We start from the raw sequence: 21,464 nt of genomic DNA, 5'->3' as shown, positions 1-21,464 counted from the left end.
GGGTACCAAGGCTCCGGCAGGAAGCCGGGCTTGCGGTAAGGCAGGTGAAGCGTTACCAGGACGAGGTGTGCGATGTCGAGAATCCAGCGTTTATTGCTCATTGCCCCAATCGAGATGACCCGCACCCCCGCGTTCGACCGGGCGCAGGCGCTGGCCAGCGCAACCGGTGCGATGTTGCACATTGTCGCTTTCGATCATGTCAACGCGCTGGCGGTGGCCGGCCTGTTCGACCACGACGCCATGAGCCAGGCCCGGGAAGGTTACCTGCAGGTGCACCGCCACTGGCTTGAACAGCAGGCGCGCTTTCAACGCAGCGAGGGCTTGCGGGTGACCACTGAAGTGGTCTGGGCCAGGTTGAGCCCGGCCCACGTGCTTGAGTACGTGAGCGACTTCCACCCGGACCTGGTGATCAAGGATGTGCAACGGGTGCCGGCACTCGACCGGGTCTTCCATCGGCCTCTGGACTGGCTGCTGCTGCGCGACTGTCCCGCCCCCTTGCACCTGGTCTGCCGCGCGGAAAACCCCAAGCCGCTGAAGATCCTCGCCGCCGTCGACCTGTCCCACCTGGAGGCCCTGACCCATGGGCTCAACGAACGGATTCTCGACCTGGCCTCGACGCTGGCAACGTCCTGCGGCGCGACCTTGCACCTGCTCAATGTCAGCAACTGGTCGGTGGTGGGCGACGCGCTGACAAGTGTGCCGACCTCGAGCCTGGATGCCAGCTTGCGGGATGCGGTCAACGACGCCCAGCAAGAGGCCTTCGATCTGCTCGCCGAGCGTTATGGAGTCGAGGAGAGCCGCCGACATTTGCTGGCCGGCATTCCCCATCTGGCGATCGAGCATTTCGCCCGCAGGAACGCCTTCGGCATGGTTGTGCTGGGCACGGCCTGCCGCCACGGCGTCGAGATGTTCGTCGGCAGTACCGCCGAGCGCCTGCTGCGCCGTGCCCCCTGCAGCCTGATGCTGGTCAAGCCAGCTCCGGGGCCGGGAAATGACCATCTGGATACCCCCAGCAGAACACCTGGACCCTAGGCAGTCCGCCTGGGATTTCGAGAACGATGGTCTCGATCAGGCCACAGGCGCCTCTTGCTCGCGGGCTTGCTTGGCGTTCGAAACGTCAAGGGTGAGGGGCAGGGCGACACTGTTCTTGGCGGCGAGGATCTCGGCCATGACGCTTACGGCGATTTCGGCGGGGGTCTTGCTGCCGATGTAGATGCCGATGGGGCCGTGCAGGCGCTGGAGCGAGGCTTCGGTTTCGCCGAAGTGTTCGATCAGGCGTTCGCGGCGTAGCTGGCTGTTGCGCCGCGAACCGATGGCGCCGATGTAGAAGGCCGGGCTGTGCAGGGCCTCGAGCAGGGCCAGGTCGTCGAGCTTGGGGTCATGGCTGACGGCGACGATGCAGGTGCGCAGGTCCGGGGCGAATTCGCGGACGATGTCGTCCGGCATGCCAACCAACTGTTCCACGCCCGCCACGCTCCAGCCGTCGATGTATTCGGGGCGGGGGTCGCAGACCGCGACCCGGAAGCCGTTGAACAGCGCCATGGTCGCCAGGTATTCGGCCAGCGCGCCGGCCCCGATCAGCAGCAGGCGGTAGCCGGGGCCCAGGGTGTTGACCATCTGCCGGCCATCGAAGATGAACTGCTCCGGGGTAGCGCTGATGGTCAGGGACACCTGGCCGCTGCCCAGGTCCAGGCTGCGGCGCACCAGCTTGCCGGCGTTGAGTTGGGCCAGCAGCCGTTCGAGGGCATCCCTCGATGGGGTGAATTCGAGGATCAGTTCCAGTGTGCCGCCACAGGGCAGGCCGAAGCGGTGCGCTTCGTCGGCGCTGATGCCGTAGCGCACCACCTGAGGCGGCCCGTCCGGCAGGCCGCTGCCATCGTAGGCGCTGGTGTAGCGGTGGATCAGGTCGTCCTCGATACAACCTCCCGACACGCTGCCGACCACCCGACCATCGCCGCGCAGGGCCATCATCGAGCCCACGGGGCGGGGCGAGGAGCCCCAGGTGCGGGCCACGGTGGCGAGCAACACGCGGTGGCCGGCCTGGAGCCAGTCATGGGCGGTGCTCAGGACCAGTAGATCGATGCTTTCCATGGGGACCTCGGTTGTTCATGGGAGGGGCTGCTGGCAGATCCGCTCCTGGCCAGGGGGATCGCCAGCACGCCACTCCTTCTTTCAGCGCATGTGCAGGATGATCGGGCTGCTGCTGGCCGGGTCGGTATGCCCGCGCAGCTTGCCGACCGCTTGCGCGTCGACCGCGCCACCCGAATTGCCCCAGGTGCCGCGCACGAAGCTCAGGACCTCGGCGATTTCCCGGTCCGACAATTGCTCGCGAAAGGCCGGCATGCGGTAGGCATCCGGCACGCCGGCGGCGACCACGCGCTGCGAGCCGTTGAGGGTGATGTTGATCGCCGACGCGTTCTCCTTGGCCAGGGCTGAAGTGGCGCCCGCCAAAGGCGGCATCCACTCGGCCTGGCCCTGGCCGTCCAGTCCGTGGCAGGAGGCGCAGCGGGTCACGTAGGTGTGGGCTCCGGGGCTGTCCAGGCGGGTGGCGGCGGACACGGCCTGGTACTGCCAGGGCGCGCCGTCGCGCTGCGGATCGCCGGGCAGCGACTTGAGGTAGCGGGCGATCGCGGCCAGGTCCTCGTCGGCCATGAACTGGGTGGAGTTGTTGAACGCCTCGGTCATTGAGCCGTAGACCACCGCGTGCTGGTTACGCCCGGTCTTGAGGAACTGCACGATCTGCGGCTCGCTCCAGCGGCCCAGGCCGGTATTGGCGTCCTGGCGCAGGCTCGGCGCGTACCAGCCGTCGAGCAGGGCACCGGCGAGGAACGGCGCGCCGGACTCGTCCAGGGCCTTCTCGTTGAACGCCAGGCCGCGCGGAGTGTGGCAGCTGCCGCAGTGGCCCGGCCCCTGGACGATGTAGGCGCCGCGGTTCCACAACGCATCCTGCGCCGGTTTGGCCGCGTAGGGCGTGCTCGGGGCGAACAGGCCGTTCCATAGCGCGATGGGCCAGCGCATGTTCAGCGGCCAGGGGATAGCGCTGGGGACGTTGGGCTGGCTGACCGGTTGCACGCCTTTCATGAAGAACGCGTACAGCGCGCGCATGTCATCGTCGCTGAGCTTGACGTAGGACGGGTAGGGCATGGCCGGGTAGAGCCGCCGACCGCCCGGGGCGACGCCATGGCGCACGGCGCGGTCGAAGTCGGCCAGGCTGTAGGCACCGATGCCGGTGTCCCGGTCGGGGGTGACGTTGGTGGCGTGGATGGCGCCCAGCGGCGTGGCCATTTCCAGGCCGCCGGCAAAGGGCGCCTTACCCGGCAGGCTGTGGCAGGCCACGCAATCGCTGACCCGGGCGACGTACTCGCCGCGGCTCACCAAGGCGGGGTCGAAGCGGGTCGCCGCGGCCTGTTCCTGCTCGAAGGGCGAGGCGGGCTCGCGGGTGACATACCAGGCCAGCAGGCCTGCCGCGACCAGGCACGGCAAGGCCAGCCAGCCTGCGGTTCTTGCGAATCGGCGGTTATTCATGGGCAGTCCTTGTCGGTCAGCTGAAGGTGTATCGGCTCAATGGCAGGCTACGGATGCGCTGGCCGGTCAGCCGCGCCACCGCGTTGGCCACCGCCGGCGCCACTGCGGGCAGCGGGGGCTCGCCGACGCCGCCCATCTTTTCGCCACTCTCGACAATCCGTACATGCACCCGCGCCATGCGTGAAGGCGGCAGGATCGGGTACAGGTCGTAGTTGCGCGCCCGGGGCTTGCCGTCCACGAACACCGCTTCTTCCACCAATGTCTGGGACAACCCCAAGGCCACGGCACCATTGACCTGGGCCTCGACGATCGCCGGGTTGACGATGCTGCCCGGGTCGATGGCCTGCCAGATGTCGTGGACCTTGACCTGGCCATTTTCGATCGACACCTCGGCGATCGCCGCCGTGTGCGAGCCGAACGGCGAGGCCATGGCCACGCCGCGGGCGCGGCGAGTGCCGTCCTCGGCGGTGAACGGGCCGCGCTTCCAGCCGCCGGACAGTTCGCCCACCGCCTGCAGCAACGTGGTCAGGCGCGGGTTGTCGCGCAGCAGGTGCTGGCGTAGCTCGTACGGATCGCGGCCGCCTTTGTCCGCCAGTTCGTCGAGGAAGGCTTCGTAGAAGAAGTCGTTGAGTGAATTGCCCACCGAACGCCAGTAGCCGAGCATGGCCGGTCCCTTGACGTAGATCTGCGCGATGCGCTTGTTGGCAATGGCGTAGGGCTTGCCCGACAGACCTTCAAGGGCCGAAGGGTCGAGTTTTTCGCCCTGCTTGCCGGCGATGGCTTCGGTGGGGCCTTCGGTGGCGCTCACCGCTTCGATCGCCACCGGCAGCCCTTGGGCATCCAGCGCGGCCTGGAACTTGACCACGGCGACCGGGCGCAGCACGTCACGCAGGAACTCTTCCTCGCGGCTCCAGATCAGCTTGACCGGGCGGCCGACGGCCTTGGCCAGGGCGATGGCCTGTGGGTAGGGACTGGCCGAGTCATAGAGGAAATGCCGGCCGAAAAAGCCGCCCAGCAGCGGCGAGTGCAGGGTGATCCGCGAGGGATCGAGACCGGTGCGCTTGGCGATGTCGGCGCGGAACATGTCCGGCGCCTGGTTGGGCAGCCAGACCTCCAGCGAACCGTCGGGATTGAAGCGCGCCAGGGCCGAAGGGGGCTCCAGCTGGGCGTGGTTGAGGTACTGGTTGTGGTAGGTGGCCTCGACCCGGGTCTTGGCACTGGCCAGGGCGGCGGCCACGTCGCCTTCGTTTTCGTCGTCGCGGGCCGGGCCTTGCTGGGCGGCGAGAAAATCGCGGAACGCATCGCTGGAGAAGTCAGCGGGCATTGGCCGTACCTTCGAATCGGCGGACGCTTCCTGCCAGTCGACCTGGATGGCTTCCACCGCGCGCTTGGCGTGCCACCAGCGTTCGGCGACCACCGCCACCGCGCCGGGCAACTGGTGAACGGAGTGCACGCCTTTCATGGCCTTGACCTGGGCCTCGTTGCGCAGGCTGCCCACCGTCATGCCCAGGCGCGGCGCATGCTGCACGGCGGCGTGGAGCATGCCGTCGACCTTCAGGTCGATGCTGTACAGCGCCTTGCCGGTGGACTTCTCGTAGGCATCGACGCGCCGTACCGGCTTGCCGATCCAGCGGAACTGGCTCGGGTCGCGCAGGGTGATGCTGGCCGGGTCGGGCACCGGCATGTCCAGGGCGCGACCGGCCAATTCACCGTAACCCAGGGAGCGGCCGGAAGCGGCATGCAGCACCCGGCCAGGCTCGGTGGACAGCTCGGCCAGCGGTACGCCCAGTTGCTCGGCACCGGCCTGCAGCAGCATGGCCCGCGCCAGGGCGCCCAGGCGGCGCATGGTCGGGTAGCTCATGCGCACCGACATGCTGCCGCCGGTGATGCGCATGCCGTTCTCCATCACCACGTAGGCTTCGCCGGGCGGCGCGGCCTCGACCACGAAGGTGGCGGGGTCGGCGTCCAGCTCTTCACCGACGATCTGCGCCATGGCGGTGTGGGTGCCTTGTCCGCCTTCCATGAAGGGGCTGAGCAAGCGCACGCTGCCATCCGGGCGAATCTCCAGGAACGCCGGCACCTGGGTCCCGCGTTCCGCGGTGTTCGCCGTGGCGGCCAGGACCCGGGCCGAACCCAGCGGCAGGCCGAAACCGAGCACCAGCGCGCCCACGGCGGTGCCGGTCAGAAAGCGCCGGCGGGACAGGTTGACCGGTTCGTCCAGCGGCAGGTCCAGGAGGTCTTCAGCGAAATCGATGGGCTTGTTCATCAGGCGCTTTCCTTCTTGGCAGGCTGGGCGGCCAGGTCATGCACGGCGGCATGGATGGCGTTGTAGGTGCCGCAGCGGCACAGGTTGACCATCGCCGCCTCGATCTGCTCATCGCTGGGCGCGGGGCTGTGCTTGAGCAGCGCGGTGGCCGCCATGACCTGCCCAGACTGGCAGTAACCGCACTGGGCCACCTGGTGCTCGACCCAGGCGGCGACCACGCGCTTGCCGACTGCGTCCGCCTCGATCGCCTCGATGGTGGTGACCTCGCGGCCGACCACACCCGCCACCGGGGTGACGCAGGCGCGCACCACATTGCCGTCCACCAGCACCGAACAAGCGCCGCACTGGGCCAGGCCGCAGCCGTACTTGGTGCCGGTCAGGCCCAGGTCATCGCGGATCACCCACAGCAACGGCGTGTCGGCGTCGGCATCGACCTGATAGGTCTTCTGGTTGATTCGTAGTTCCATGGCTCACCTGCTGATCATCGGTTGGTGTGTCGTTGTTTTTTCTTCAGGAGGCGCCACGAGGCGCGTCCTTGCTCAAGAAACGCGGGTAAAGGGGCGGATACGCCAATCCGCTGCCCCGTGCGCCGGGCTGGCCGCGAGCACGTCGGAGTGGGCCGGAAGGTCCAGCGAGAAAAAATGCGGGGAGGTGTCGAGGGCATGTGCCAGGGGCGATGCCTGGCCGGCGCGGGCTTGGGTCATGGCGGCTGGCTCCTAGTGATCGGACTCTAGCCCAGGGGCCAAGGGTTTCCTATCCGATACCCGGCAAGCTCAGAGGATCAGGCAAGTATTCCAGAGGAATGCGCAATAACGCGGGCTGGGAGGCGTCGAGCAACTGCAACGAGTGACAGACAAGGCGGGGTTTATGGGCTGGCTACGGCTCGGGGGAGGGCTTGGAAGGAGAGCGTCGCGATGAACCATCGGGCCGCGCAACCTGTGCGCGACCCGACGGGTTTGATCCCTGCTTAGATCCGGTGGATCTGGGTGATGTGCGGCTTGCCTTTAATAGGCGCGTAGATTTCCACTACGGCCTGCCAGCTGTCCGACGAGCCAGGCACCGTTGCTTTCGACAGATAACGATAGTTCGTGCCGTTGACGACTTGGGTCGAAACTTTTTCAGGGGTGTAGTGCACACCCACGAACCCGGCCAGGGCCTCTTTGAATACTTCCCGATCCTTTGGAGTCAGTTCGTGGTAAGGAGTCCATCCGCCAACAAAGTTCTCTTGAGCCGACATACGATATATCTCCATATATAAGTTCCTACTCGTCTGGCTTTTCGGAGTCCGCCCCGTTTATTGAATGGTTTCCGGGATCCATTGTGCCGAGTGGGTTTCCCAAACGCCTGCTCATCGTGAAACAGGGTATTGGGGAGAACACCGGCACGTACTGCACAAGTCGCGCACTGCAGGCCATCAAGTGGCGGGCGCGAACCGCTGGTCATGGAGGATGAGGTGGTCGCCGGCTTCAGATCCTTGTCCCTGATGGAAACAGCCTTCGATGAATGATGACCGCCAGACCTCCGTGTCTTGTCTGCAGCAGCTGTGCCTATAGGGCATGCCGCTGGATGGCCTTAAGCTATCAGGCAGCAGTGAAAAGTATGTCCGCATTTGGCTGTGTGAGATGTAAGGCGTTGGCTATTGGCTACGAGCGGCCAGAGCCCTTGAACCTGCTATCAATATTGAGGTTTATCGAAGGGCACAGCGCCGTCATCGAAATATCGGTTCACCGAATGCGAATGTTTGGCTGAGAAACAAGCCGAATGAAGACGCTTTAAGGGGTTAGCCTGTAGCCTTGAACGATTGCAACCTGCGAGTTTCTGTTTTGGCTAGAAGTGTAGATAGGCGCGACTATGAAAATGTAGACCGCCCCATCGTGGTCATGGCGAAGGACTATCCGGCCGCATATGCTGTAGCGCCGCATGCCCATTCCTGCGGGCAGCTCATCTACGCGGTTTCCGGCGTCATGGAGATCCGGACGGGCACAGGCCTGTGGCTGGTGCCGCCGCAACGCGCCTTGTGGATGCCCGCGGGAATCTCCCATGCCATGCAGACCCGAGGCAGCCCGGTGGCATTGCGCACAGCCTATGTTCGCCAGGATCGCTATCCCACTGATGCCCCCCTGCACCCCGGCGCGGTACGGGTTTCGAACCTGCTGCGCGAACTCATCCTGCGTGCGGCGACGATTGCCCTTGATTATCCAGAGGACAGCCGAGATGGCCGCATCCTGAGCCTGATCCTCGAAGAGATTGCCTGGTCGCCGGAACAAGGGCTGCATTTGCCCACGGGCCGCGACAAGCGCTTGGTGGCCACCTGCGAAGCGATCCTGGCCAACCCACAGGATAATCGCACGCTGAACGACTGGGCTGGCCAGCATGGCGCGACAGCGCGCACGCTGTCGCGGCTGTTCACTGCCGAACTCGGGGTGCCGTTTCAAGTGTGGCGACAGCAGGCCCGCGTGATGGCGGCGTTGCCGCGCTTGGCCGCGGGCGAGCCTGTGACGACTGTGGCGCTGGAAATGGGCTACGACACGCCGGGCGCGTTCTCGGCCATGTTCAAGCGGTTGCTTGGAGCATCGCCCAGCCGCTACTTTGCGTAGTTGACCGGGCGTGCGCTTGTCCTGTTTGACGTAGAGGTTGTCTTTCTGCGCGAAGCGTGACGAGAGGCGGGGCAACACACTATCAAGTGATTCGGCGGCCGACTGTCCGCCGCCACGATTGATAGGGTTTCCATGGACTCGCATGCAGCACAACGGCGCTTTCTCCTGCTGATCCTCAGCTCCACCTTTCTGCAAGGCTCGTCCTTCGTCGCCAGCAAGATTGTCCTGAGTGAATTGCCGCCGCTGTGGCTGGCGGCACTACGTTTTTTCGTGGCGGCTCTCTCGCTGCTGCCCTGGTTGTGGCTGCGCCACCGTGCCCGGGTCGCTGCCGGCACAGCGGTTCCGGTCAAGGCCATGCCCTGGCTGCGACTGACCATCATCGGCCTGTTGCAGACGACCGGTGTCATGGCGTTCCTGACCATGGGCCTGACGCAGACCAGCGCATCCAAGGCGGCAATCCTGATGGCCAGCAATCCGCTGGTGGTGGCGCTGCTAGCCGGCATCCTGCTCAAGGAGCGGGTACGCCCCCTGGCCTGGCTGGGCCTGCTGCTGGCCTTCGCCGGGGTGGTGGTCTGCATCGGTGTGCAGTCGGTGATGACCGGCGCAATCGGCCCCGCGGAAGCGCTGGTCATGGCGGGCTCGACCTGCTGGGCTCTCGCCACGCTGGCCAGCAAGCGCTTTCGCTTGGCCGTCGATACCTGGACGCTGGCGTTCTGGCAAATGCTCATTGGGGCGGTCGCGCTCGCGTTGCTGGCCGCCTGGCGTGGCGAGTCGTTCAGCCTGCCGGCCCAAACGATGCTTGCGTTCCTGTGGCTGGCCATTCCCGCTTCGACGGGGGCCATGGGATTGTGGTTCGCGGCCCTGCATACGGGCGGCGCCGTGCGCACCAGCGGCTTCCTGTTTTTGTGTCCTTTCTTTGCCGCGCTGATCACCTTCGCTATCAGCGGCGACATGCTTTCCACCCACGAAATGCTGGGTGGCGTGATGATCGCCGTAGGCATTGTCTTGCTGTCCCGGACTCCGGCCGCGCGGCCGGCCAGCCATTCCTCGCCCCGGGAAACCTCTTCATGACCCCCACAAATCCGCGCTGCTGGTGAAGGGGAGGAGGGCATGGCTGCTTTTAGCCAACCTGTGGGGCAACCCAGTGTGGGCCGCGGCAATTGCCTGTTCGTTGACCCGACACGCCGTCGACGATAATTCATCATTTTTATTGTGGCTCTTAAGAGCGTTTAGTTTTAGAAAAGTGGCATGGCACCGATCACCATTGACATCTTTGTTCACCCACTGGATGAATTTGATAAAGGGTGGATCGAAGCTATCCTCACCAAGGACAGTGAGCTTAATTATTTCCAAATACGTGTTAAATATCTGGGCAGGAGCCAAGAGACATGACAGGGGAAGATCTGATCAGGGCTATAAACAACAACACAATACTCATGGGATTGAAGAATTGTCCTGGTGTGCCAGCTCAAATGAGCTGCGCGGTTTACGGGAAGGTGCAAGATGATGTTGGAAATGATGTCATCGAAAACAATGCGAGTATGAAGTACCAAATCGAACAGGCACTTTTATTTCGTGGTGATCACTCGCAGACAGCTGTTTGGCACTTTCTTATTACGGGATCAGCGGTTCATCACTTTGTCGTTATCCCTTGGTACAAGCAGTCAGTCGGGACAGTGTACACGGTCTTTATGGCTTACGAGCATAAAAAGGGCGACGAGTATGGGTACTCGGTGGATAAGTATGTCAAACATATCCATCCAGCCCCTGGCGAGATTAAAGGCTACAAGACAGTTTGGACGGCAAACGATCTAAGCACCATGCTCTCTGACTTGCTAACTAAGAGTAACGCTTGGGAAGAATATTTCGGTAATGTTGGACCCGCTCAGGCAGATGCAATCCGCTACTATCAATATAAAACAACAGCACTAAACTCTGCAGTTTCCAACGTGAATCAATACAAAGAGCTCTGTCGGTAGACTACTTGGCCCGCGGTTACCCAAAGCCCACTTTCAGTGCCTCGATGTGCAGGTGGGCCTCGGCCAGCAGCTTCTTGAGTTGGCATTCTCCGGCTCGATCTTTAGGCTCTGGTGCGCGCTCATCACGCAAGTCACGCACCAGGCCCGTCAATAATTACCACTGGCCGCTTATGAGACAGCCGACGATTTCCCAACCGCTGTATTCCCACCAGGAATATCGTTCATCGGAGCAACTTCTGGCCAGGCTGGCCATCTGGATTTCGCCAGCTTTTTGATGGGTTCCGAAAGGAGTGTCAATAGAAGCTGTCACCTGATTGACGGTCTGGGGGGCCTTGATGGTGGTCGGATGCACGGAAGCGTTCGCGACAGTTGCGGTGAAAGCGAGCGTCGCGGATACGGCCAGAGAAGTTATGGGCTTTTTCATGTTCGAATCCTTTCAGTTATCTGACATGCGGCTTATACATCGGCCTGACCTGCCTTTATCAATAATCTGAACAGATCGGGCACTCGCGTAGTGTGGCGCCATGAAAGCCTACCATCGCGCTGCCTCCCGCACAGTCGCTCAACGACACTATTGACAAGCTGGTAAATGCTTGGGTTTTCTGTGGGGAGAGCTGCCCAAGAGTTAGCGATTTCTATCGGTGTGGTGCCAATTGCTGTCGTCATGGTTTGAGGCGGAGGGATGCCAACGGCGTTGTTTCTGAGGACGGCATTCAAGTGTGCAGCGGTAACCGACGCCACACCGTGCATGATTACGAGAATGGAGGCTTTGCCAGGCTGAAAATTTGGCCAACCCTAGCCTCAGCTCTGTATACGATGATTCGCATAATGTATATTATGTTAAATCAGGTGCTATGTCATAGATGTTCATGAGCTGCCTAAGCGACTGATGGACTGCCCCCGCCCCCATAGACATTTTCCAGCCTCAAAGTGAGGCACTTTCAAAGGCCTCAGGACTGACGCCGCCCAGGTGACTGTGACGACGCGTTCGGTTGTAAAACGCTTCAATGTAATCGAATACGTCGGCACGGGCCATGTCACGGGTTTTGTAGATCTTCTTGCGGATACGTTCTTTTTTCAGGCTACTGAAAAAAGACTCCGCCACGGCATTGTCCCAGCAGTTTCCTCGGCAGCTCATACTCGGCTCGAGGTGGTTGGCCAGACAAAAACGTTTCCAGTCATCGCTACCATATTGGCTACCCTGATTCGAATGCACGATGACTCTGGTTTTGGGTTTACGGCGCCATACCGCCATGAGCAGCGCGTCCAGCGCCAGCTCCTTGCCTAGCGTTGGCTTCATTGACCAGCCGACCACCTTGCGAGCGTAGAAATCCAGTACGACGGCCAGATATAACCATCCCTGCCACGTTCGGATGTAAGTGATATCGGTCACCCAAGCCTTATTAGGGGCATCGACAGTGAAGGCCCGGTTGAGTCGATTGGGGGCAATGATCGATGGCCTCCCCTTGATTGCGCGCGGGGCTTTATATCCTCTGAGCGCCTTGATTTTATTGGTGCGCATCAATGCCGCGACACGGTGCTTGCCGCAACTTTCTCCAGCCTCGCGCAAGTCAGCAAACACCCTCCGTGCGCCATACACACCTCGACTGGCCGCATAGGAGTCACGGATCAGCCCTAACAACCGACCATTCTCTTTTTCTCGATCGGAAACAGGCTTGTGTAGCCATTGATAGAACCCGGCACGAGCAACTTGCAACACCCGACACAGCGTAGTGAATGACTTGCCTGACGGCTTCGGCCTTGAATTCCGGCGTGAATCGTTGGGTGCTCATAAACTTCCTCCTATGCTCAAAGCATAGGCTGGAGATGTCTACGGTGACGGGGGCAGTCCACTCACGACACTCACCGTTTTCTGTGTGGGTCGATCATCTCCATGAGACTACTTATCGCTATACGACTCGGAGGACTGGGGACCTTCCTGATGATCCGTGAAGACGTCCAATCTATTTCTGTTACATCAAAAGTTTGGTCATCGTAGATCAAGGTATGGCGAAGGTTGGGGCTATTACGACAGAAGCCATCAAGATTGAAACCATCTCTCATCCCATCGATCGAGCCGCCATGCATGACGACAAGATCAAAAGCCACGAGTGAGTACTCCACTAAATGAAGAAAATCGGCAAAGGCTGCCACCGGCGCTATACGATAGTAACCCTGTTCGTTCAGTAACCTTTCGACTTCCAGTCGTTGAGAATGACATTTGTCGAAAATCATAATTCGCAAGGCCTTTGTAGGCATGATCATATTCCATGAGCAAAGCTGCCATGCCTCGCTGCTTCCGGCGTTAGGCAAACAGTTTTATTTCTAAATCGAACAAAGCATACGAGTTACAAGAGAATTGATTAGTTATTTGCTTGGCGAATAGTTCTCTCAGAAGTCAGCGCATCCTTGATGCCTCCATTGCCTTGTTAAAAGGCTTGATCAGATAGTCCAATACGTTTGGAGCTGGACTTTATCTCCACCGTCGCGCTCATCCGGGGAGGATCGAAAACAGCTTACCGCTCGTGTTCGTTAGTTAGCGATAGTCTGTTTATACGTGTTTCGATCAATAGCTGGTTATCCACCCGGTTGACCAATGACCTGCGGTTCTCCAGTGGCTAGATCGAGCGTGCCGACGGCAGGTGGTTTGAATACTGACGATTGAGGTAAAAAAAATCTCTAGGAATGATCCGAAATTTCTGTCGCCGTCAACACGATGCAAATTACGCATGATCTTGAGAACCTTCGACAAGCACATGACTGCCAGCCTCGACTCTCGCACATCACACGACGGCCGAACTGATCGCAGTCCGCCTAAGCTATGGCCTGAGCTACTTAGCGACGCGAAGGAAGTGGTAAAGACCGATACCTATGAAATGGGGCTGGCCTAGGCTGACACTGGTCCCACCTTATAGGGAGGCATACGGAACCTCTGACAACAAATCCTGAAATTTCGCTGTTACAGCAAACATCTAACACAATAAATCACCACGCCACCAACAGCGACCTTACAAAACCAAAAACAAAAATCAATAGGAAAAATCCTAAATCAAATTAAGGTGCGAAATATAAAGCCTCTTGATTTTTACAGAAATATTTTCTTTTGGCTTGTTGACAGCATTGCAATAAAACGGAAAAGAAAACCCCGCATAACGATCCCTTCCCAATAAGCAATACGCCACAGGAGGACTCATGCGACCAACAAACATATCCTTGAATACTAGCCCATCGGGCCAATACGCAGCTTTGAAATATGCACTTTTTCTCTGGATGCTTTCACCTTCATGTGTATTAGCTGGAGTTGAAACCGACATCGCTGAAGCACTGATCGACTCCAAAAGAAATACCTGGTTCAAGGAGCTCCAAAATAACGTCCTTACCGGCTATCCACAACCAGGCTCAGAATCATCCGAGCTTGATCGGATAGGTTCCATCGCCTACGTACAAGACAGTGGAGCTAGATACAAGCTCGCTAGGAGCGATAGATCGCAAGAGACCGCTTATCAACTATCGATAATGACGCAGTCAGCACTAGGTTCGCTCACCCCCGCAAAAACACCCACCATGCCGCTAGTTCTTTCAGATCTATCGTCTTACGACAGCTTGGTAGATCTATACGAACTGGCAGCCAGATCATATGACCCTAACAAACAAAGGAAACGAACTGCAGACTTCATATTAAAGGAACAGTTTCTTCGTGGAAGACCCTATGAGGTTCTGGAAAACTCACAATATATAAAAGACTACCTATCCATAAAAGGCTCATCCTTCCCAAGCGGCCACACTTGGGAAGGTTATACAACGGCGCTGCCCATGAGCCTGGTATTTCCAGAGCGTGGCAGCGAAATAATTTCCCGCGCATTGCAATACGGCGAGAGTCGTGTCGTGTTGGAAGCACACTTTCCAACCGACACTATTGCCTCCCGCATTGGCAACTATTACTACCTGTCGAAAATACTGTCAGACGACACGTTGGCAACTACCTTTTTTGAACTGAGCAAGGATGTTCGAACGCAGGTAGAAGAGTCGAAGCTTTGCTCGGGCCCTTTGCGTGGCTGCCTTGAGGCTCAAGACTCGCCCTTGACCGATACTCAAGCCAACGAAAACTACAGCATCGGCTATTACAACCAAATGCTCAAACGCCCTGTCGTAGCGCTCACCCCTGAACATATTCCGCAACAGTCAAGTGCCTTGTTGCGTTTTCGCTTTCCCTATTTGAAGTCACCCGAATGGCAGCAGATTCTGGCTAGCACAGCTTACCCCAGCAACTCGCTGGCGGGCTGGACCTTCGACGCCAACAACCCAGACGCCAACTGGGGCCTGATCAACCTGCCCCGCGCTTTTAGCGGCCCCACCTATTTCTATGAAGATTTCACAGTCAACCAGAACCCAGCTTCAGATATGGATCTGGCCGGCTTTTCTCAAACTGATACCTGGAAGGAAGATATTGGTGGCCCTGGTAGCTTGATCAAAAATGGTAGCGGTACGCTAATCCTCACAGGCAACAACACCTTCAGTGGCGGCATTGACCTGAACCAAGGCACCTTGCAGGTGGGTAACGGTGGAACGCAAGGCGCGGTGACGGGCAATATCAACAACGACGCCACGCTGGTCTTCAATCGCAGTGACGACACAGCCTTTGGCGGCGATATCAGCGGCGATGGCAAGCTGGTGAAAGATGGCGCTGGCTTGCTGATCCTTACAGGCAATACGAACGCCAATGGCGGCATCGACGTGAACCAGGGCGCCGTGCAAGTGGGTAACGGCGGAACGCAAGGCTCGGTGACGGGCAATATCAACAACAATGGCACACTAACCTTCAATCGTAGTGACAACATCGCATTTGGCAGCAATATCAGCGGCGGCGGCAGTCTAATAAAAGACGGCTCGGGTATGCTCGAACTCAACGGCAACAACAGTTCTACTGGGCACACCTACATCAACAACGGTGCACTGAAGATCAATGGCACACTGAACCACGCATTGGTTTACGTAGAGTCCGGCGGCCAGTTGCAGGGCATCGGCGAAGTCGGCTCAGTCACCGTCAACAAAGGCGGGATCATCGCCCCCGGCAATTCGATCGGTACCTTACGCATCACCCAAAACCTGACCTTCAGGCCCGAGTCGATTTACCAGGTCGAGGTCGATGCGACTGGACGTGCCGACAAGCTGGACGTGGCCGGACATATTGACCTGCAAGGTGGTCTGGTTGACGTTCAGGCAGAGGCCGGCGACTACAAATCCAACACCAGCCTGCCTATTATCCAGGCGCAAAAAGGCGTCAGCGGCCAATTTGCCAGCGTCACATCCAATTTGGCCTTCCTCACGCCCAGCCTGACTTACGAAACAAACCAAGTAAACCTGAACCTGGTGCGTAACGACGTCAGTCCTCAAGCACTGGTGGAAACCGCAAACGAAAAAGTCTTGGCCACCCAGCTGCTGAAGGAGGCCCCTATCACTATACCGCCCTCGACTTTGCCAGTCGTTATTACGCCCTCGCCCACCGTAACGCCAGTGCCTGTTCCGTCAGCAACACCGCTGGCCGCTACCCCCTCCGTGGGCGCTCCGGAAACCGTACCTCTAACCTGGGCCGAAAAAGAAACCAATACCTTGATCGGGCTCTCCAGAGATGAGTTCAAGCACGTCATGCAATCCATGACCGGCGAGCTGCATGCCTCGCTCAAGAATGCGCTGTTGCAAGATTCAGGCTACGTGCGCAACGCCACGCTTAATCGTCTTTACCAAACAGAACAGAACCCGCGTGCTTTGGGCGCCTGGGGATATGCCTTCAACTCCAGTGGCGCGCAAAATCGCCAGGATGATGCTGCCAAACTCAATCGTTCGACTCACGGGGTAATCTGGGGGCTCGATCAGCAAGACGAAGATAGCGGCTTGAGAGCCGGTATCGCCGCCAGCTATCAAAGCAGCTCTGCCTCGCTCTCCATGCAGAGTGCTTCGGCTGATGTCGAGACCTACAGCCTTGCCGCCTATGCCGGTAAACAGTTGGACAGCGTTACAGTGCGCCTCGGCGCGGCCTACGCCTGGCATGAGATCGACAGCAAACGCGATATAAGCCACAAGAATGGCACCACGCGACTGAAAGGCAGTTACGATGGAAGCACCCGCCAGGTCTTTGCCGAACTGTCCAAGGCCATCAACTTCAACATCTTGACTCTAGAACCCTTTGTTGGGCTTAACTACACACACCTTGAAACCGAGGCCTTTACCGAGAAGCAAAACCTGTTCGCCCTCAGCGGCAAGAAAAGCCGCATGGACGTGACCTCGGCCCGACTCGGTGCGCGTGTGAACGCCACCCATCCACTGGCCAGAGGCATGACCTTGCGGCTGAGTGGCAGCACAGGGCTGCAACACACCTTCAGCGAACCATCCACGGAGACCCGACTGAAACTGCGGTCCCAAGGGGACTTCGTCAGTATCTCCGGTTTACCTGTGCAAAAAGACATGGCTCAATTGGCACTCAACGCCAGCCTTGACCTAACGCCGTCCTTTTCCATCGGCTTGGGGTACACAGGAGAAATAGGCCAGCGCTTTCACGACCAGAGCGCTTCTGCTACTGCCTCCTGGACTTTCTAGAGGTAACTAGATGCGCCGCCGCCCCAAGAAAACCTCGCGCTGGTGGAGTTAGCACCTCACAGAGGGCTGAACAAGATAGGGGAGCCGATTGCAATATAAGAATGAAGCATTTCTTCGCCAGCAGGCATGTTCGTGTGGGCTAGGTGTCAACCCCGTAGGAACATGCTCGCTCGCGGTACCTTCTTACACGCCGCCGAGCAGCTCGACGAATGCTCGGATTATCACCTTCGCGGACACCGGATACATTGATCAAAGGTAGATGAATAATGGTAGAGGCCCACAATAGGATCATGGTGGAGCCATTGTCGCAGGGGGGGCCGAAGAAAGGTCTTGCTCTGATCAACGGCACCCTGGTGTCCACCGCGCAGGTTTTCGCCTCCTAGACACGATTTATCGGCAACTCATCTCACTTTTAATCCTATTCCGATGTTTTGCTTAGTACCGGACTTTCATAATTCACCTCAATGAGCGCCCCATCTGAACTCATCGATTGGCGGCAATTCAATGAGGTATAGACATGACTATCTCCAAAAAACATTTGTGTGCCCTGTTGGCAGGTTCGGCTGCAGCGTTAGCCGCACCGTTCATTTGCGCGACCGGTATGCAGCCTGAGACCTCTGTGGTGATATTGTATGAGGCCGAAGGTGAAACCAGCATCAACGTCAAGAACACCGACGGCACTCCGGCGCTGTTGTATTCGACTATCGAGAATATCCCCGAGGACACCGAGCCCCTGGTAGTGCTGACTCCACCCGTCACCCGTGTTGAGGCCGGTGAAACCCAGCTTGTGCGTTTCCTGCGTCAAGGAGGCGAGCCGGTGACAACCCAGCGACTCAAGCGCGTAATCTTTGAAGGCATCGCTCCAAAACTCAACAGCCAAGGGCGCTCGACTGTCGGTGTCAGCATGCGTCAGAACCTGCCTTTGATCGTTCACCCCAAGGGTCTGGAGCCTAACCGTGAGCCTTGGAAGTTGCTGAAATGGGGTATCCATAACGGCAAGCTGGTGGTGATCAACAACAGCGCCTATGTCGTGCGGTTGTCTCAAGAGCTGAAACTCAAGCCTTCGGGCAAGACGGCCTTGCTGCCACGCACCTATGTCCTGCCTGGTGAGACATTGAAGATGGCGTTGGCACCTGAAGCTATCCACTCAAGCTCGGTAACCATCGGCCCTGGCACGGTCTATGGCTTCTCGGTCGATAAGTACGAAGCGCCTATTGATGCCACTACTAGTTACTGAGCACGCGCAATAGTCAACAGCTTTTGCCTCCCCGCCTGTTTCTACCTAGCAGTCCTAAACCATGAAAAAGCCTTTCCTGGCTACCTATAAGGGTGGCCGCTGCAAACTCGTGCCTGAACAAAACAAGCGCCCTTTCCTACCGATCTTTGCGCCCCTTGCGTACGCGATCTGGAACGCACTCTTGCTTACGCCGATTGCCGCCCAGGCGGACATGTCGCAGGGGGCTGGGCAAGCCAGCGGCGATTTCGCAAGGTTCGATATGCAAACCCTTAAAGCACGCGGCATTGACCCCAAACTGGCTGATTATTTTCGCGAGCCCGCGCGGTTTACGGAGGGCGCGCACGTAGTTTCACTGGTGGTTAACGGGGTCAAGCTGGGCAGAGTGGAAGCCCGGTTCGACAACCACGGAGAGCTGTATTTTGACGAGGCATTGCTGACCAAGGCCCGTCTGAAGGTTCCTGGTTCGCAGTACGTGCTGAGTTCAAAGGACGCCACCGAAAAACGTTATGACTTTGTGGCGGCGTACCCGCAAACCGAGGTCAGCCTGCACCCGAACAAGGATGAGATTTTTCTGGTGGTCCCGCAGCATGCCTTACAGAGCGATGCGCCCCAGACTACGAACTTCAGCCGTGGTGGCACTGCTGCCCTTTTCAACTATGACGTAATGGCCATGCGTTCGGAATTTGGTTCGCAGTCTAGCGACTACCTGTCGGGCTCGACCGATCTGGGGTTCAACATGGGTGACTGGATCGTGCGCAGTCACCAGCTTTATAGCAAGAGCGACGACAAAGAGAGTTTCGAACATTTATACGCATACGCACAACGCACATTCACCGAGCAAAAGGCCCTGCTGCAGGCCGGGCAGATCAATATCAACAACCCGCTTTTTTCCGGGGGGGCGATTACCGGCGTGCAGATACTGCCCGAAACGGCGCTGATGGGGTCGGCACGTTCCGGGGCACGGGTAGAGGGCATCGCCAATGCACAATCCACGATAGAAGTACGTCAGGTCGGTGCGTTGATCTACACCACGATCGTGCCGGAAGGACCGTTCAGCCTGAGCGATATACCGTTGCTCAACAGCAACTCCGATCTGGACGTCAAAGTGCGAGACATCACTGGCGCAGAGCGAAACTTCGTCGTGTCAGCAGCGTCATTTCGCAACGCTGTTACGGTCCGACCTGGTTACACCTTTTCTGCCGGCAAGATACGCAACCAGGGCGCCAATGATGAGGACCAACCCTGGGTGATTACCGGCACTGGCACCTGGAGCCTGAGTGAAAGCCTGACCGCTACTACCGGGCTGATGGCAGCCACCGACTATCAATCCACCGGATGGGGCGTGGACACCAACCTCGCAAAGGACACCAGCCTGAGTGTGCGTAACCTCTACTCCCACACAGCCAAGGAAGACGTAAAAGGCACCCAGGCCAGTGTCACCTTGAGCACGCGTTTCACCGAGACCGTGTCGGGCAGTGTGTCGGCTACCCAGCAGACCACCGGCTATCGAGAACTGTCCGACACCACATTGCATGCTGATGACGATTGGTACAACCGCCGCTACAAGAGCCAATACAGTGCCTCGCTGGGCTGGTCCAATAGCACGTTGGGCAGCTTCAACGTGTCCATTTCACCCAGCCGTACCTTCAATGGCGACTCTACCAATCGCCTGGTGGGCTCCTGGGGGAAAACGTTCAAACATGCCACTGTGTCTGCCACCGTGGAAACCGCATTAAGCGGCTCTTCCAACAGTCCGGGTGACAGCGACGACGCAATCTACTTCAGCGTCAGCGTGCCCCTGGGTCAGTCCCGTAGCGTGCGCACCTATGCCAGCCGACGCGGCGACAACCAGCGTTTTGGTGCAACGTATTCCGAAACCATCAATGACCAGTTCAATTACCGCCTTAGCACCGAGAGCACTGGCGACCGAGGTGACAACTATTCTACCGCCAACCTCTCGGCCATTCCTCGCTTCACCAGCGTGGACCTGGGTTATGCCCAAGGCCCGGACAGCAAGAACTACAACGCTCGAGTCTCCGGCGGCGCAGTAGCACATCAAGATGGGGTGACCTTCTCGCCATATCCGGTGCAAGACACCTTCGGCATCGTGGACGTCGGCGACCTGTCCGGGGTCAAGGTGTCGACACCTTATGGCCCGGTATGGACTGACTACAAAGGCAAAGCAGTGGTGCCACAACTGAGTGCCTATCGAGATAGCCGCGTCGAGGTGCAAACAAAATCGCTGCCGAAACGGATCGACCTACAGAACGGCTTCCAGAGGATTGGCGCCGGCCGTGGTTCGGTGAGTCACCTCGACTTCAAGGTCATCAAAGTTCAACGCATCCTGATTAACGCCTCCGACACAGCAGGACAACCGCTGCCCAAAGGTTCTTCGGTACTTGATGACAAAAACCACTTCCTTACGACGGTTCTGGACAAGGGCGTCATCTTTCTTTCTGACCTGGCCCCTACTGAAGTACTGAGGGTTTCTCTTACTGATGAAAAGTCCTGCCTGCTGAAGATCGACTTCCCCAAGGAGACTGACTATGACGCTTTTTATGATGTTGCACCGGCTGTTTGTCATGCGCCGTAGCACCAGGGCAGATTGCGCGCGATGGCTTGGCACTGCGCTTACCCTGGTTGCCAGTAGTACGTTCGCGGCCGACTGCGAAATGCGTTTGAGCAACCCGGAGGTCGATTACGGCACACTTAACCGGAGCGATATGGATATCCGCGGGAGTGCTCCGATTGCCCTCGGAAACCGGCAACTAAACCTGACGGTGGTCTGTCGCGAAGAAACCCGCTTTGGATTGCGGTTTGAGGGACAAGCGGCGGATTTGAATAGCTACCGGTTTGCCGATAAAGGCCATTTCACAATCACGCTGAGTAACGCAACGCTGGATGGAAATACCGTGCAACTCGCTCAGGCTGGCAGTGCCAGGCCGTTATCGCCAACGGAGCTACTGCGCCCAAATGAAGTGGTGACAACTATGGTTCAAGGTCAGCGGGCTGTTGGCAAAGTTTTTTTGGCTCAGGTTGAAATTCAAACGTATATCAGTGACACAGAGACATATGCGCGCGACATCACCGTACTTGAAGGGCTCGGCAGGTTGACACTGGATACACAATAGAAGATTGCATATCGACTTTTATTTTTAGGCCTACTCCTAGAGCTTCGCAAACATTATTAATAAGAAAATAGCATCCAGCTGGAATGGAAGCCAGCCACTCTGCCATTGGAGCAGACCTACCTAACTTTTCGTAAC

17 protein-coding genes and 1 pseudogene are annotated in these 21,464 nt (G+C 58.6%); 8 read left to right on the top strand and 10 right to left on the bottom strand.

From position 1 onward, the window contains the following. Positions 1 to 72 precede the first annotated feature (72 nt). Positions 73 to 1,032, top strand: coding sequence for a universal stress protein (locus J4E58_RS18640; RefSeq protein ID WP_087090973.1), 960 nt, complete (start codon positions 73 to 75; stop codon positions 1,030 to 1,032). Positions 1,033 to 1,068: 36 nt separating this feature from the next. Here J4E58_RS18640 and J4E58_RS18635 read toward each other — a convergent pair whose 3' ends face one another. The 6 genes from J4E58_RS18635 to J4E58_RS18610 all read right to left on the bottom strand — a co-directional run bounded on the left by J4E58_RS18635 (position 1,069) and on the right by J4E58_RS18610 (position 7,028). Continuing rightward, positions 1,069 to 2,091, bottom strand: a complete 1,023-nt coding sequence (locus tag J4E58_RS18635) for an XdhC family protein (RefSeq protein ID WP_087090972.1) — start codon at positions 2,089 to 2,091, stop codon at positions 1,069 to 1,071. A gap of 81 nt (positions 2,092 to 2,172) precedes the next feature. After that, complete coding sequence (locus tag J4E58_RS18630; protein WP_087090971.1) at positions 2,173 to 3,525, bottom strand: cytochrome c; 1,353 nt, start codon at positions 3,523 to 3,525, stop codon at positions 2,173 to 2,175. Between the two features lie 16 nt (positions 3,526 to 3,541). Then, entirely contained in the window at positions 3,542 to 5,791 is a 2,250-nt protein-coding gene (locus J4E58_RS18625) for a molybdopterin cofactor-binding domain-containing protein (RefSeq protein ID WP_087090970.1), read from the bottom strand. Continuing rightward, positions 5,791 to 6,258 (bottom strand): (2Fe-2S)-binding protein, encoded by a 468-nt coding sequence (locus tag J4E58_RS18620; protein ID WP_007925635.1) that lies wholly within the window; start codon positions 6,256 to 6,258, stop codon positions 5,791 to 5,793. The genes J4E58_RS18625 and J4E58_RS18620 overlap by 1 nt, the downstream gene beginning before the upstream one ends. 72 nt (positions 6,259 to 6,330) lie before the next feature. Beyond that, positions 6,331 to 6,495, bottom strand: a complete 165-nt coding sequence (locus J4E58_RS18615; RefSeq protein ID WP_156376428.1) for a hypothetical protein — start codon at positions 6,493 to 6,495, stop codon at positions 6,331 to 6,333. Between the two features lie 263 nt (positions 6,496 to 6,758). Continuing rightward, positions 6,759 to 7,028 carry a hypothetical protein gene (locus J4E58_RS18610; protein ID WP_007925627.1) on the bottom strand — a complete coding sequence of 90 codons (270 nt, stop codon included), beginning with the start codon at positions 7,026 to 7,028 and terminating at the stop codon, positions 6,759 to 6,761. Positions 7,029 to 7,671: 643 nt separating this feature from the next. On the opposite strand from J4E58_RS18610, the gene J4E58_RS18605 reads away from it, so the two are divergent. The 3 genes from J4E58_RS18605 (at position 7,672) to J4E58_RS18595 (ending at position 10,367) form a co-directional block, all read left to right on the top strand. Continuing rightward, positions 7,672 to 8,388, top strand: a complete 717-nt coding sequence (locus J4E58_RS18605) for a helix-turn-helix domain-containing protein (protein WP_081002284.1) — start codon at positions 7,672 to 7,674, stop codon at positions 8,386 to 8,388. Positions 8,389 to 8,520: 132 nt separating this feature from the next. After that, complete coding sequence (locus J4E58_RS18600; RefSeq protein ID WP_087090969.1) at positions 8,521 to 9,459, top strand: DMT family transporter; 939 nt, start codon at positions 8,521 to 8,523, stop codon at positions 9,457 to 9,459. A 317-nt stretch (positions 9,460 to 9,776) separates the two neighbouring features. Then, complete coding sequence (locus J4E58_RS18595) at positions 9,777 to 10,367, top strand: hypothetical protein (RefSeq protein ID WP_087090968.1); 591 nt, start codon at positions 9,777 to 9,779, stop codon at positions 10,365 to 10,367. 154 nt (positions 10,368 to 10,521) lie between these two features. Here the strand turns inward: J4E58_RS18595 and J4E58_RS18590 are convergent, their stop codons facing one another. The 4 genes and pseudogenes from J4E58_RS18590 to J4E58_RS31990 all read right to left on the bottom strand — a co-directional run bounded on the left by J4E58_RS18590 (position 10,522) and on the right by J4E58_RS31990 (position 13,723). Further along, positions 10,522 to 10,791 carry a hypothetical protein gene (locus J4E58_RS18590; protein WP_087090967.1) on the bottom strand — a complete coding sequence of 90 codons (270 nt, stop codon included), beginning with the start codon at positions 10,789 to 10,791 and terminating at the stop codon, positions 10,522 to 10,524. Positions 10,792 to 11,292: 501 nt separating this feature from the next. Next, positions 11,293 to 12,099 (bottom strand): annotated as a pseudogene (locus J4E58_RS18585) (IS3 family transposase); the annotation flags it as partial. Positions 12,100 to 12,230: 131 nt separating this feature from the next. Further along, positions 12,231 to 12,626, bottom strand: coding sequence for a hypothetical protein (locus J4E58_RS18580; RefSeq protein WP_087090966.1), 396 nt, complete (start codon positions 12,624 to 12,626; stop codon positions 12,231 to 12,233). Positions 12,627 to 13,411: 785 nt separating this feature from the next. After that, positions 13,412 to 13,723, bottom strand: a complete 312-nt coding sequence (locus J4E58_RS31990; protein WP_256583178.1) for a hypothetical protein — start codon at positions 13,721 to 13,723, stop codon at positions 13,412 to 13,414. Between J4E58_RS31990 and J4E58_RS18575 the strand changes: the two genes are divergently transcribed. The 4 genes from J4E58_RS18575 (at position 13,638) to J4E58_RS18560 (ending at position 21,329) form a co-directional block, all read left to right on the top strand. Then, on the top strand, positions 13,638 to 16,961 hold the full coding sequence (locus tag J4E58_RS18575) for an autotransporter domain-containing protein (protein WP_306299205.1): 3,324 nt from the start codon (positions 13,638 to 13,640) through the stop codon (positions 16,959 to 16,961). The two genes, J4E58_RS31990 and J4E58_RS18575, sit on opposite strands and share 86 nt — an antisense overlap. A gap of 517 nt (positions 16,962 to 17,478) precedes the next feature. Beyond that, a complete protein-coding gene (locus tag J4E58_RS18570; protein WP_007925614.1) occupies positions 17,479 to 18,198 on the top strand; it encodes a fimbria/pilus chaperone family protein in 720 nt (239 codons plus the stop codon). A 61-nt stretch (positions 18,199 to 18,259) separates the two neighbouring features. Then, positions 18,260 to 20,791 carry a fimbrial biogenesis usher protein gene (locus J4E58_RS18565; protein WP_087090964.1) on the top strand — a complete coding sequence of 844 codons (2,532 nt, stop codon included), beginning with the start codon at positions 18,260 to 18,262 and terminating at the stop codon, positions 20,789 to 20,791. After that, positions 20,745 to 21,329 carry a hypothetical protein gene (locus J4E58_RS18560; RefSeq protein WP_087090963.1) on the top strand — a complete coding sequence of 195 codons (585 nt, stop codon included), beginning with the start codon at positions 20,745 to 20,747 and terminating at the stop codon, positions 21,327 to 21,329. Before J4E58_RS18565 ends, J4E58_RS18560 begins: the two co-directional genes overlap by 47 nt. Positions 21,330 to 21,464: the final 135 nt, after the last annotated feature.

It is taken from the genome of Pseudomonas sp. FW305-25, from assembly GCF_017351415.1.
GTDB lineage: Bacteria > Pseudomonadota > Gammaproteobacteria > Pseudomonadales > Pseudomonadaceae > Aquipseudomonas > Aquipseudomonas chlororaphis.
Note: the sequence above shows the minus strand (reverse complement) of the source record. Positions and strands in the feature narration are given on the sequence as shown.